Genomic DNA, 11,540 nt, shown 5'->3' with positions numbered 1-11,540 from the left:
AGTATATTAACATAAAAAAATCTTAAAATTTAAAAAATAAAAAAGCACCAAAACACAGGTGCTTTGGTACTTTTTAGCAACAACCTACAACTAAACTCTACAAAAGTTGTACTTATAAATATTATAGTATTTACTTATAAATTAGCTATTTTTTGTTCCATATTTGGTCCAAGTTCATAAATAGCACCTGTTAATTCTGCCTTTAATTCCTCTACTTTTTTTGTGTTACCTGCTGCTTTAAAAATTTCTGCCGAACTATATAAAATATGTGGTTCAAAAGTTTTTCCTTCAATATGTTTTTCAACAATTGTAACCGCGTTAGCTATATTTCCTTTTTTAAATAAACTATGCGCTAGCAACATATAAGACTCTGGAGTTTTTCTGTTATTTACCTCTTCCTTTGCTATATCTAAGGCTTTCCCGTATAAATCTGTATAATCTAAATAAAAGTTAACATTATAGGCGTTATACATTGCACCATAAGCTGGATTTTCTACTGCTTTAATGTATCTATCCATATTTTTTAACTTCTCAAACTTATTGTTTTGGTATTCTGCTATTTCTGCTTTTAGCAAATAATAGTCTGGAGCATTATACGTTTTGTTAATTGCATTTAAAATACGAAGTGCCTCTACTGGTTTACGCTCATATGAAAAAACAATCCAAGCTATTCCTTTTTTTGCATATGCATTATGAGGTTCTAAAAAAAGAGATTTTAAATAATAGTTATAAGAATCCTTAATCCTTCCGGCGTGACCATAGTAATCTGCAATATTAGTATAAGACCACACTTTTAAGTTGATATTATTAGACATTTCTGCTATTTGCTTTGCTTTTTCCATATAAGCTATAGTAGCATCTAAATCTCCTTTATAGTCTTTCCATTTTGCTATTCTAATTAAATAGCCAAAACTATTTTTATCTTTAAGTAAAGCTAAGTTTTCTTGGGCTTTATTATACTCTCCAAGTTCCATATAAACATCAAATAAAAGACTTTTTGTTTCTTCTACTCCACTTCCCATATTTTTAGCAGCTAATGCCATTTGCAATGCTTCTTTAAATCTATGCTGAGAAATATAATTGCGCCCCAAAGACCTATAAAAATCTGCTTTATTAACCGCCGATATTTCTACTGCTTTAGTTAGACACTGCTCTGCTTTTTTTAAATATTCTATTTTTCCCGTGTTTTTAAAGTACCTATTGTACTCTTGCGCAACCATACCAAAGCTGGCAATTTGCATACTGTCTGGTTTTATTTTTGAGTTCCACAACTCATATTGTCTAGATGTTGTTTTTTCTGCATCAACCTTTAAAAATGCATTATAATCTTTGGCATTTGTAACTGTTGTATTACCATCTAAATTACAAGAAGCAAAAGTAATTAAGAGTATAAATAAGGCGAAATTTTTCATTTTTTAAAATTTTGTAGAGTTAAAAATAAGTTGAGAAAAAGGGAGGTTAAACCTCCCTTTCAATTAGTACGTTTTTAGTTTTCTGGAGTTCCTAAAAAAGGAAAATCAGTAGAAACTGTTGCTGTTAAGCTAACACCATCAGATGTTAAACGAGGTAAGTCTGCTGTACCATCACCATCTGTGTCTTGACCACTAAAACGGTCTCCTTCTTCTCCTCCAAAAAGTAGTATTAAAGAAACATCAATAACGTCATCTGTAATAAGTCTTCCAGTTAAAGCAACTTCATCACCATCTGGCACAAGAACTCTACCATCACCATCGTTATCTGTACCTGGATTAAAATATGTGGTTGGTAAATTAGGAGCAACTTCTAACACATCTGCTGCTAAATAGCCTGTTAACGAAGCCGCATCTAAACCTAAAATATTATTCTCATAATTTACATCTGCAGGATCTGCTCCTAATAAATTAGCGTAAACATCATGATATTGTTCTAATCTAGCCTCAAAACCAGCCTGAAACATAGCACCCATTTCTGATGGTATAGTAACATTTTGTGCATCTTTTACACTGGCTTGTCCTTCCATATCAAAAGACAAAACTGTATTAATTCCTGGTCTACCCATATGGTCTACTTGAGTGTAAGTTCCAGAAAAATCTATTGTTTGTGGTTCCATCTCCATATCTCCATTATCATCATCAGAACAAGATGCTATAGTTAATACAGCTCCAAAAGCTAAGGCCAGATGTTTTATATTATATAATTTCATAATTGTAAGTTTTTAGTATTATTATTTTTTGTTTGTAGTTACCCAAGTTTTGTAAACTTCTAAACCTAATGCATTAGTTGCAGTAGTTGTACCTAACATAGTGTTAGGAATTTCTATAGCAATAGACATTGTATTTGCACCGTTAAAAGTATCTGTAGCTTCACCTACAGCCTTAAAACCTTCTGGTGCCATACCGCCTATAACAGCATTAAACTGTGTAAAGTCAAAAAAGAAAGCATCCTGTCTTGGACCAGCAAATAACTTAACACCATTAGATAATTCTTCAACCGTTGCAGTAGCACCAGAAATAGCAACAGAACCTAAAGGAGCATCTACCATAACTTCACCATTTAAACCAGTAGCAGATGGCGCTATAGGTCCAAAAAAGTACATTTTACCATCTCTAGGTATAGCTTGTATTACCAAATCTTCTATTAAATCGCCATCACGATCAATATTTATTTCTGTTAGTACGCCTTCATCAAAAGTACCATAAGCTAAATCTGGTAAAACATTAGTTTGTAGGTCTACTACAAATACGGTATTGTCTGAACCCGTTGTTGGCTCAAAAGCATAAAAATCTGCAATATCTGCAGTTTGTCCTGTAGTAGACGGAGCATCAATATGATCTGCCGCTACTAATACTACACCCACTATTGCTAGCAAGCATACAACTAATAAATTTCTGTTTTTTCTCATTGTAGTATGTTTTAATTATAATTCACCCCTACTTACGGAGCTTTAAAAAGTAGGGTTTGGTTTTTAATTGTTAAAATTTTGTTAAACAGAAATAAAGCCTAAATTGCATATAAACAATATATAGTTTAGCAAAAAAAATAAGTTATGAACCCGTCGGCTTCTGGTTGGATAGATAAGTTTGGACAAATAGCAACAAATAGTACTGTTGCGCATACTAATTTTGAAGAATTATACAGTAGTCTTTGTACTACAGGTTTTATTTATGGGATACACGTAAAATGGCTACAATTTATCCCAATTACCCATACACCAACAGAAGATGAAAATGCAAAAGCTAACTTAATTTCTGCCCTATATTTTACATACATTTTAGAAACTAAGGACAAAAATTACGGAACATTTATAACTAAATTAATTAATTTTTACGAAGCCCTAGATGTTAGCTCTAGCTTTTTTGATACCATTTTTACAGGCTCAAAAGCAAGTAACAAATTAGAGGCAATTATAAAATCTAGAGTTTTTTTAGAAGATAATTTAATAAACAAAACCTTTGGAAGTACAGTTACTAATACTTTATTATTTGTTGATGTGTTACTTTTTAAGCATTATTTAATTGACCAAAAAGATATAAAAAAGTATGCAGAAGAACTAGAGTATATATTAATAAACCTTGTGCACCACACCTTAAATTCCAAACAACAACAAAAATATGATGAGCGACTAAGCTATTTATTTATTGCCTCATTATCATTTTTACCAGACGATTATCATCATTTTGATGCGCATTATAGAGACCGATTAATTAATAAATTTAGTCCAGAAGTATACCAATATTTGATGGATATAATTTGCGTAACAGCTTGGGAAGATTTAACCTTAGACTACAAAGAATCTGAGTTTGTTTTTGGCATTGCAAAAGACCTAAATTTAAAAGAAAAAGAAGTTGAAAAATCTATTGAAAAAGTAGCTATTTTTTTCAAAGAAAATGCAAAAAAAATTCCACATTTAAAGGACCATAATTTAGCAGAAAAATTTTATGAGAACACCTCTAAATTTGCTAATAAATTAATATTAAGAAACAGCAAAAGATTGCAAAAAGAACTAGCAGAAAGTAAAGAATTAGTTGCGTTAATATCTAAATCTACCATTACAAATTTAAGTGTTGAAGAGAAGAGAAAAGTACAAAACCAATTGCTAGATATTTTTAAGAGCATACCATCTTTAGCAATATTTATGCTACCAGGAGGTGCAATTTTATTACCAATTTTTATTAAATTGATACCTAAATTACTACCATCTTCTTTTGATGAAAACAGAATTGAATAATAAGCAATAATTATACAAAAAGGCTAATATAGATAAATCTTATACTAGATTTATTAATGATATTAATAAATTTAAGTCCAGTTATTTAAATACATCTACTCCAACCATAACTTAAAGTCTTTTACCTTCTCTCTGCTTACTATAATTTCAGAATCATTATACTTATTTAAAACAATTTTTAGTCTAGAATTGGTGTAAGATACTATATCTTTTATATAATTTACATTAATATAAAATTTACGACTAACTCTAAAAAAGTTTTTTGGTTCTAACTCAGATTCTAAATTCTCTAAGGTAACATCTAACAAATAATTTCTACCATCGGATGTTGCGGCATAGGTTCCTTTATTCTCACTAAAAAAACACTCTATCTCATCTGCATTTATAATTTTTAAATGCTGCCCAACTTTTACCGTAAAGCGCTTTTTAAACTCACGCTCTATTGGGTTTACAAGCAGCTTTTTTATATCATCAAAATCTACTGATATTTTAGGGTTAGATGCAGTCATATTTTTATACTTATTAACTGCAACTTCTAGCTCCTCATCATCAATTGGTTTTAGTAAATAATCAATACTATTTAATTTAAAAGCTTGCAGTGCATATTCGTCATACGCAGTGGTAAAAATAATAGCACTTTTTACATCTACTTGCTCAAAAATTTCAAAAGACAATCCATCCGATAATTGTATATCTAAAAAAATTAAATCTGGATGCTTATTTTCATTAAACCAAATTATAGATTCTTCAACCGAGTGCAACATAGTAGAAACTGTTACATTTAATTCTGCAAGCAACCTACTTAGTCTTCTTGCTGCTGGTTTTTCATCTTCAATAATTATTACGTTCATTGGTTTGGTTATTTTATGGTGATGGCAAAATAGAAAAAAATTATATTAATGATGCCAATTCTACTTTTAAAAAATTAATTTTATTTACTTACTACAAGTATTTTGTTTGCTCATCTTCTTCCATATATTTTTCAATTTGCCTTTGTTCCCAATCTTTAAAAAACTGAAACTTATCTTTAAAAACATATAGTCCGTGGCAGGTTAATCCAAACAACCAAAGCAATGGCATAACGGTCATATTAACATCTATCCAAGTAGAGATGTTTTTTCCTACAGAAACAGATTCAATTGGAAAGATATCAAAAAGTCTAAATCTGACAATTAGCACTACAATATTTACGACTAAAAACCAACCTAAATGATTATAAAAATCTTTAATTTCTTTTACTTTCTTCTCTGCTCTTTCTAACTTACTTAATGGTGCTTTTTTCATCTTATTTCTTTTTTAAAAAGTCATCTGACTCCCTTTTTTCTTTTTCCATATACTTTTCAATCTGACGCTTTTCCCATTCTTTACTAAAAAATGGTAATGAGCCGTGAACTTTAGAGTAATGTGCTACTAAACCTATTCCCCAAAAAAACGGTGTAAAATATGTACCTATATTTAAAAATCCGTTCCAACCAGAACTAAAAATAACACTACCTACAATAAACAGATTTACTAAAATAAACACCGTTAAATGAATGTAAAACCCTTTAAGTTCTTTTATTTTTTCTTTAGCCCTTTCTAGCTTTTCGTTTCTATATTGCTCATTATAATTTTCCATTACCTCCATTTTTTATTGTTTTCTTCTTCCTCTTTCATTAACTGATTAATTTTCTTTTGCTCCCAGTCTTTACCCATAAACGGAAAAAAGCTAAATACTTTTATTGCTTTAAAAATTAAGCTTATACTTAAACCTAGTACTACCCATAAAAACCAAGGGTTGCTAAATTTGTTTAGGTAATAATTTATAGCGGCTACTATGGCTATTGTAAACACAGATGATATTACTTTGTTATAAAACTCTTTTTCATCTTTTACACGTTCTTTAGCTCTTGCGTATTTTTCTTGGTTGGTATTAATTTCCATAGTTATTTTTTTAGATGGTTGGTATATTTATTTTTAAAACTTATCGTCTTCCATATATTCTCTAATCTTGCGATTTTCCCAGTTTTTACCAAATAATGGATTATAACCAAAGGCCTCCATACCGTGTGCAGTTAGTCCTAATCCCCATCCAAAGGCAGGAAATACTGACCACGGAAAATCTGTTGTTTGGTAATTTAACCATATTAAAAAAGGAATAACAAAGCAATAGGCTACTAGGTTGTATGTAAATCCTTTTATTTTTTCTACTCTTTCTTTTGCTCTTTGATAGCGTTTTTCGTCTAAATGAACTTTTTGTGTTTCCATAGTTGATACTTGTTTGGTTAAAATTGGCAAATGAACACTAAATTCTGTTTCGCCTTTATTAATAATTACTGTTCTGTCTGTTAACATTTGGTAACGTTGGTGTATATTTTTAAGCCCTACACCACTGCTCTTTTTTACTACTTTTTTCTCTTGTAAATTGTTACTTACAATTAGCATATTATCTACTTCTTCAACCTTTAAACGCAGTGGTTTGTTGGATGATACTATATTGTGTTTTACAGCATTCTCTAATAATAATTGTAATGATAACGGTATTATTTTTGCATCTGGGTTGCTACTTTTTTCAGGTACTTCAAAAACAATACTATCTTCAAATCTCATTTTTAATAACCGTATGTAGGTTTTAGCAAAACGTAACTCCTCATCTACAGTAACCAAATCTTTATTTTTTTGCTCTAAAACATACCTGTATACTTTAGATAATGATGTGGTAAACTTTTGAGCCTGAAAAGGGTCTTCTTCTATTAAACTAGTTAACACATTAAGGCTATTAAATAAAAAATGCGGATCTAATTGATTTTTTAAAGCATCAAACTTTGCAGATGCAGTACCTGCTATAATTTTTTGCTCCTTTATTTTAGAGTCTTGAATGTACTTATAAAAATAGTAAGCGTGCAATGCTAAAGAAACCACTATAGATATTAACAACGTAATAAAATATGGTGACAACGTTTGGTTGCTTACATAATACTCTACGCTATTTCCAAAAAGCACAATTGCTATTATAAACTTTACAACTGCAAAAGCAATAAGTGTTAGTATTATAGATCCAAATGCACCAAGCCAAAGTCTTTTTTTGGGTTGTTTCTCCCAACTATATATGTTAGATATATATTGAAAGTAATATGAATTTACCATACTTAAAACAAAAGAGTAAAGAAAGGTAATTGCTATGCCGCGTAATATTTTAATTAAAGAAAAACCGTCTCCAATACTTCCTAATACATTTATAACTGATATTATAATTGTAATAATAATACTTAGCTTTAATATCTTTTTTATATTGAACATTTTAATATTTGATTTTGCTCTAATTTAGTAAATAATTACTGTTTTAATCTGATACAAAGTTGAAGCATTAGTTACTTTTTACAAATAATTTAAAACCCAATTGTAAATATTTACAGATGAGTTGTAAAAAATTAATACAATCCTGCAATTAAAGCACAAAACCAATAATTTTTAAGGCTGTAAAGCAAAACAAACTACTATCTTTGCTACAAGAGACGTAATTATAATGAAAGAAATACAGGCTACCAGAATTAACAAATACCTTAGTGAAGTTGGTTATTGTTCTCGCCGAGCGGCAGACAAACTTATAGACCAAGGACGTGTAACTATTAATGGTAAAATACCAGAAATGGGCACCAAAATAGTTCCTACAGATGAAGTACGCGTAGATGGCAAATTAATATCTGAACCCAAAGAAGATTTTGTGTACCTAGCATTTAACAAACCCGTTGGCATTGTTTGTACTACAGATACACGTGTAGAAAAAGATAATATTATAGACTATATAAATTACCCAAAACGTATTTTTCCTATTGGCAGGTTAGATAAACCTAGTGAGGGTTTAATATTTTTAACTAATGATGGAGATATTGTAAACAAAATTTTACGCGCTAGAAATCATCACGAAAAAGAATACATTGTTAAAGTAGATAAAGTTATAACAGATGATTTTGTACACCAAATGAGCAATGGCATTCCAATATTAGATACCATTACCAGAAAATGTAAAGTAGAAAAATTAAGTAACTACGAGTTTAAAATTATACTTACACAAGGTTTAAATAGACAAATTAGGAGAATGACAGAGTATTTGGGATACAATGTTGCAAAATTAAAACGTGTTCGTATTATGAATATTTCCTTAGATATGCCAGTTGGTACTTATCGTGAGTTTACCAAAGAAGAATTAAAAGAAATTAACAGACTGGTATCTACATCTGCTAAAACTTATAAAGATGAATAAAAAAATTATTGTTACACTAGCTTTAATTTTTTCATTTGCTACAACCAAGCTTATAAGCCAGTCTGTAAAAGCAATGACCTACAATATAAAGTATGACAATACTGGTGACACAATAAACAATTGGAACCTTAGAAAAGCTAAAATGGTAGCTTTAATACAGCATTACAAGCCGTCTTTTTTAGGTATACAAGAAGGTTTACACAACCAAGTGAGCTACCTAAATACCAATTTACCCAACTACAATTACATAGGGGTTGGTAGAGATAATGGTAAAGAAAAAGGAGAATACAGTGCTATTTATTACAGTAATGAGTTTAAACCTGTAACTTCTAATACCTTTTGGTTATCTAAAACACCAAATAAAGTTTCTGTAGGTTGGGACGCCGCAATGGAACGTATTTGCACTTATGGCTTATTTCAACATAAAAAAACAAAACAAAATTACTGGGTATTTAATGCACATTTTGACCATATTGGTATTGAAGCACGTAAAAATTCTGCTAAACTAATTATTGAAAAAATTAAAAGTCTTAACACCAATAACTACCCAATTATTTTAATGGGAGATTTTAATGTAACTCCTACTGAAGAAGCCATTACAACCATTACCAATTACTTAGTAGACAGTTACAAAAACAGTAAAACTAAACCTTACGGACCAAAAGGTACTTTTAATGGTTTTACAGACCGTGTATTAGACCACAGAATAGATTATGTTTTTGCAAAAAATTTGAATGTATTATCCGTAACAATTATAGATGATAGATTAGATAATAACAAACATATATCAGACCATTTACCAGTATTAGCAACATTTAACAAGTAAAATAATGTATATACCACCAAGCTACCAAAATAACAATACAGAAGAAATTAAAACCTTTGTTAAAAACAATAGTTTTGGTATACTAGTAAACCAAACTAATGGCAAACCTTGGGCAACGCATATACCTCTAGAATTACAAACAAAAAACGAAAAAGACATACTTGTTGGGCATATTGCAAAAGCTAATCCGCAATGGCATAATTTTAAAGATAACCCAGAGGTGCTTTGTATTTTTAATGGTCCACATAGTTATATATCTTCTTCTTGGTATAAAGATGAAGAAGTACCTACTTGGAACTATATTGCAGTACACATTTATGGCAAAATTACTATTGTAGATAAAGACACTGCAATGAAAGGACTTAATGATTTGGTTAATAAATATGAGCAAGCATCAGAATGTCCGTTACATTTAGATAATTTATCTAAAAGTACACTAGCACAAGTAAATGGTATTATTGCTTTTGAAATTGAAATAACAGATATACAAGCTACCTACAAACTCTCACAAACACGAGAAGAAGACAAACCAAAAATAATTGAAGAGTTAGAAAAAAGAGATGCTGGCAGCAAGGAAATAGCAAAACATATGAAAAAGTAATTATTATTTATTTTGTATTTTTAAGTATGATAATTTATTACCGCAAACCTTTAGTATTTAAACTAATAGTACTTGTATTTTTAGCTACACAAACTATGTCCTGTGCTAGCGATACTAACAATGACGTTAATAAACCAAATGAAGAGCCACAATTAATAGATCCTGTGGTTTTTACTGCCATTGGCGATGTACCTTACAACGATTTCCAAAGAGACTCTTTACCAAAAGTAATTGCTGCACATAATGCAAGGGCAAACTCTAGTTTTGTAATTCACGTTGGAGATATAAAACCAGGAGCAGGATCCTGTACAGAAGATGTTTATGTAGATGTAAGCAACCTTTTAAAGCAATTTTCAGTCCCTACTTTTATTGTTTTAGGTGATAATGAATATAATGATTGTATAAACCCAGAAGAAGGGTTAGCCTTTTGGAACACCCATTTTTTTAAATTTAACACTAACTGGAACTTTACTCCTACTGTAAGTTACCAACAAAAACGACCAGAGAACTTTAGTTGGGTACAAAACAAGATACTATTCTTAGGCATTAATATTGTTGGTAGCAATGTACATAATGTAACAGAATGGGAAACTAGGCTTACGGATGACGCCAATTGGGTGCAACAACATCTGCAAGCAGAAAAAGACAATGTAAACGCCGTAGTTGTTTTTGGACACGCAAATATTACAGAAGGTGATCCTACCAAGTTTAATACATTTACCAGTGCTTTTAGAAGCAGTGCAGCCGCTTTTAAAAAACCAGTGCTATATTTACAAGGAGATGGTCACTTTTGGTTTACCAACAAACCTTGGCCAGAAAAAAATATTACACGCGTACAAATAGATGGCGGACACAGAGCTGTAGAAGTTACCGTAGATCCAAACAAGAGTAACCCGTTTAGTTACAATCGTACTTTTTTAGATTAAAAACAGCTTTCATTTTTCTCCCCACAACACCTGTTTTTATTTCGTAGTAGTACACCACACTTTTTAGACTTTCTACTTTTTAAATTTAGTTTCTGTTTTCTTTCATCTACATTCTTTTCTTCATATTTCATCAATTTAAACAAACAATTTACAATTCAGCCTAAAAAAATTACAGTTCGGTTTATTACATTTTAAAAAACTGAAGTACTGCTGCATCTTTGTATCATAATCAACAATAAAAACACAAACATTATGAGAACTTTAGGATTACTTTTAGCTTTATTTATAACAACAATTACTGTAAACGCACAAAAAGAAAAAAAAGCAGAAACATTTACAGTTACCGTTACAATAGACAACGTTTTAAATGATAATGGAACAGTTATGGCTGGTTTACACTCTTCAGAAACTTTTATGAGAGGATCAGGGCTGCAAGATAAAATTACCACTATAAAAGATGGTAAGGTAACCATAGTTTTTAAAGATGTTAAACCTGGTGAGTATGCTATTTTAGCAATGCATGATGAAAATAATAATAAGCAGATGGACAGAGAAGCAAACGGTATGCCTAAAGAAAGCTATTGCATATCTGGATCACCAACTCCATACGGTCCACCAACATTTTCTGAAGCCAAATTTAATGTAATAGATACAGATTTAGAGTTTGCACTTAGGTTTTAATAGTTATAAAAATTAAGAATAAAAAAAGGAGATAAATAATTTTATCTCCTTTTTTA

Annotated in this window: 14 protein-coding genes; 6 read left to right on the top strand and 8 right to left on the bottom strand. The window is 30.4% G+C overall.

Features of this window, described 5'->3' with window-relative positions:
- Positions 1-134: 134 nt before the first annotated feature.
- The 3 genes from BFJ87_RS09285 to BFJ87_RS09275 all read right to left on the bottom strand — a co-directional run bounded on the left by BFJ87_RS09285 (position 135) and on the right by BFJ87_RS09275 (position 2,881).
- Entirely contained in the window at positions 135-1,412 is a 1,278-nt protein-coding gene (locus tag BFJ87_RS09285) for a tetratricopeptide repeat protein (RefSeq protein ID WP_077403220.1), read from the bottom strand.
- Positions 1,413-1,486: 74 nt separating this feature from the next.
- Positions 1,487-2,182, bottom strand: coding sequence for a hypothetical protein (locus BFJ87_RS09280; protein WP_077403217.1), 696 nt, complete (start codon positions 2,180-2,182; stop codon positions 1,487-1,489).
- 21 nt (positions 2,183-2,203) lie between these two features.
- Positions 2,204-2,881 (bottom strand): DUF4331 family protein, encoded by a 678-nt coding sequence (locus BFJ87_RS09275; RefSeq protein ID WP_077403214.1) that lies wholly within the window; start codon positions 2,879-2,881, stop codon positions 2,204-2,206.
- A gap of 144 nt (positions 2,882-3,025) precedes the next feature.
- Between BFJ87_RS09275 and BFJ87_RS09270 the strand changes: the two genes are divergently transcribed.
- Positions 3,026-4,207: an LETM1-related biofilm-associated protein gene (locus tag BFJ87_RS09270; protein ID WP_077403211.1), complete on the top strand. Its 1,182-nt coding sequence runs from the start codon at positions 3,026-3,028 to the stop codon at positions 4,205-4,207.
- Positions 4,208-4,302: 95 nt separating this feature from the next.
- Here BFJ87_RS09270 and BFJ87_RS09265 read toward each other — a convergent pair whose 3' ends face one another.
- The 5 genes from BFJ87_RS09265 to BFJ87_RS09245 form a co-directional block, all read right to left on the bottom strand.
- Entirely contained in the window at positions 4,303-5,058 is a 756-nt protein-coding gene (locus BFJ87_RS09265; RefSeq protein ID WP_077403208.1) for a LytR/AlgR family response regulator transcription factor, read from the bottom strand.
- Between the two features lie 91 nt (positions 5,059-5,149).
- Positions 5,150-5,491: a 2TM domain-containing protein gene (locus tag BFJ87_RS09260; RefSeq protein WP_077403205.1), complete on the bottom strand. Its 342-nt coding sequence runs from the start codon at positions 5,489-5,491 to the stop codon at positions 5,150-5,152.
- Between the two features lies 1 nt (position 5,492).
- A complete protein-coding gene (locus tag BFJ87_RS09255; RefSeq protein ID WP_077403202.1) occupies positions 5,493-5,825 on the bottom strand; it encodes a 2TM domain-containing protein in 333 nt (110 codons plus the stop codon).
- Positions 5,825-6,130 carry a 2TM domain-containing protein gene (locus BFJ87_RS09250; protein WP_077403199.1) on the bottom strand — a complete coding sequence of 102 codons (306 nt, stop codon included), beginning with the start codon at positions 6,128-6,130 and terminating at the stop codon, positions 5,825-5,827. The genes BFJ87_RS09255 and BFJ87_RS09250 overlap by 1 nt, the downstream gene beginning before the upstream one ends.
- Positions 6,131-6,163: 33 nt before the next feature.
- The gene (locus BFJ87_RS09245; RefSeq protein WP_077403196.1) at positions 6,164-7,486 is read right to left on the bottom strand and encodes a 2TM domain-containing protein; all 1,323 of its coding nucleotides are present in this window, start codon (positions 7,484-7,486) and stop codon (positions 6,164-6,166) included.
- Positions 7,487-7,712: 226 nt separating this feature from the next.
- Between BFJ87_RS09245 and rluF the strand changes: the two genes are divergently transcribed.
- The 5 genes from rluF to BFJ87_RS09220 all read left to right on the top strand — a co-directional run bounded on the left by rluF (position 7,713) and on the right by BFJ87_RS09220 (position 11,484).
- Positions 7,713-8,450: a 23S rRNA pseudouridine(2604) synthase RluF gene (rluF, locus tag BFJ87_RS09240; RefSeq protein WP_077403193.1), complete on the top strand. Its 738-nt coding sequence runs from the start codon at positions 7,713-7,715 to the stop codon at positions 8,448-8,450.
- Positions 8,443-9,276 carry an endonuclease/exonuclease/phosphatase family protein gene (locus BFJ87_RS09235; RefSeq protein WP_077403191.1) on the top strand — a complete coding sequence of 278 codons (834 nt, stop codon included), beginning with the start codon at positions 8,443-8,445 and terminating at the stop codon, positions 9,274-9,276. Before rluF ends, BFJ87_RS09235 begins: the two co-directional genes overlap by 8 nt.
- A gap of 4 nt (positions 9,277-9,280) precedes the next feature.
- Positions 9,281-9,877 (top strand): FMN-binding negative transcriptional regulator, encoded by a 597-nt coding sequence (locus tag BFJ87_RS09230; RefSeq protein ID WP_077403188.1) that lies wholly within the window; start codon positions 9,281-9,283, stop codon positions 9,875-9,877.
- Between the two features lie 95 nt (positions 9,878-9,972).
- The gene (locus BFJ87_RS09225) at positions 9,973-10,803 is read left to right on the top strand and encodes a metallophosphoesterase (protein WP_171974493.1); all 831 of its coding nucleotides are present in this window, start codon (positions 9,973-9,975) and stop codon (positions 10,801-10,803) included.
- A gap of 252 nt (positions 10,804-11,055) precedes the next feature.
- Positions 11,056-11,484 carry a DUF2141 domain-containing protein gene (locus BFJ87_RS09220; RefSeq protein WP_077403183.1) on the top strand — a complete coding sequence of 143 codons (429 nt, stop codon included), beginning with the start codon at positions 11,056-11,058 and terminating at the stop codon, positions 11,482-11,484.
- Positions 11,485-11,540 lie beyond the last annotated feature (56 nt).

The organism is Cellulophaga omnivescoria (assembly GCF_001999725.1).
Lineage (GTDB): Bacteria > Bacteroidota > Bacteroidia > Flavobacteriales > Flavobacteriaceae > Cellulophaga > Cellulophaga omnivescoria.
This window is presented reverse-complemented; position numbering and strand designations above follow the sequence as displayed.

Bases quoted from the DNA above. Each gene is read 5' to 3' on its own strand.
- BFJ87_RS09270 (WP_077403211.1), top strand. From the start codon at position 3,026: ATGAACCCGTCGGCTTCTGGTTGGATAGATAAGTTTGGACAAATAGCA.
- BFJ87_RS09220 (WP_077403183.1), top strand. From the start codon at position 11,056: ATGAGAACTTTAGGATTACTTTTAGCTTTATTTATAACAACAATTACT.
- BFJ87_RS09265 (WP_077403208.1), bottom strand. From the start codon at position 5,058: ATGAACGTAATAATTATTGAAGATGAAAAACCAGCAGCAAGAAGACTA.
- BFJ87_RS09260 (WP_077403205.1), bottom strand. From the start codon at position 5,491: ATGAAAAAAGCACCATTAAGTAAGTTAGAAAGAGCAGAGAAGAAAGTA.
- BFJ87_RS09225 (WP_171974493.1), top strand. From the start codon at position 9,973: ATGTCCTGTGCTAGCGATACTAACAATGACGTTAATAAACCAAATGAA.
- BFJ87_RS09285 (WP_077403220.1), bottom strand. From the start codon at position 1,412: ATGAAAAATTTCGCCTTATTTATACTCTTAATTACTTTTGCTTCTTGT.
- BFJ87_RS09250 (WP_077403199.1), bottom strand. From the start codon at position 6,130: ATGGAAATTAATACCAACCAAGAAAAATACGCAAGAGCTAAAGAACGT.
- BFJ87_RS09235 (WP_077403191.1), top strand. From the start codon at position 8,443: ATGAATAAAAAAATTATTGTTACACTAGCTTTAATTTTTTCATTTGCT.
- BFJ87_RS09230 (WP_077403188.1), top strand. From the start codon at position 9,281: ATGTATATACCACCAAGCTACCAAAATAACAATACAGAAGAAATTAAA.
- BFJ87_RS09245 (WP_077403196.1), bottom strand. From the start codon at position 7,486: ATGTTCAATATAAAAAAGATATTAAAGCTAAGTATTATTATTACAATT.
- BFJ87_RS09280 (WP_077403217.1), bottom strand. From the start codon at position 2,182: ATGAAATTATATAATATAAAACATCTGGCCTTAGCTTTTGGAGCTGTA.
- BFJ87_RS09275 (WP_077403214.1), bottom strand. From the start codon at position 2,881: ATGAGAAAAAACAGAAATTTATTAGTTGTATGCTTGCTAGCAATAGTG.
- BFJ87_RS09255 (WP_077403202.1), bottom strand. From the start codon at position 5,825: ATGGAAAATTATAATGAGCAATATAGAAACGAAAAGCTAGAAAGGGCT.
- rluF (WP_077403193.1), top strand. From the start codon at position 7,713: ATGAAAGAAATACAGGCTACCAGAATTAACAAATACCTTAGTGAAGTT.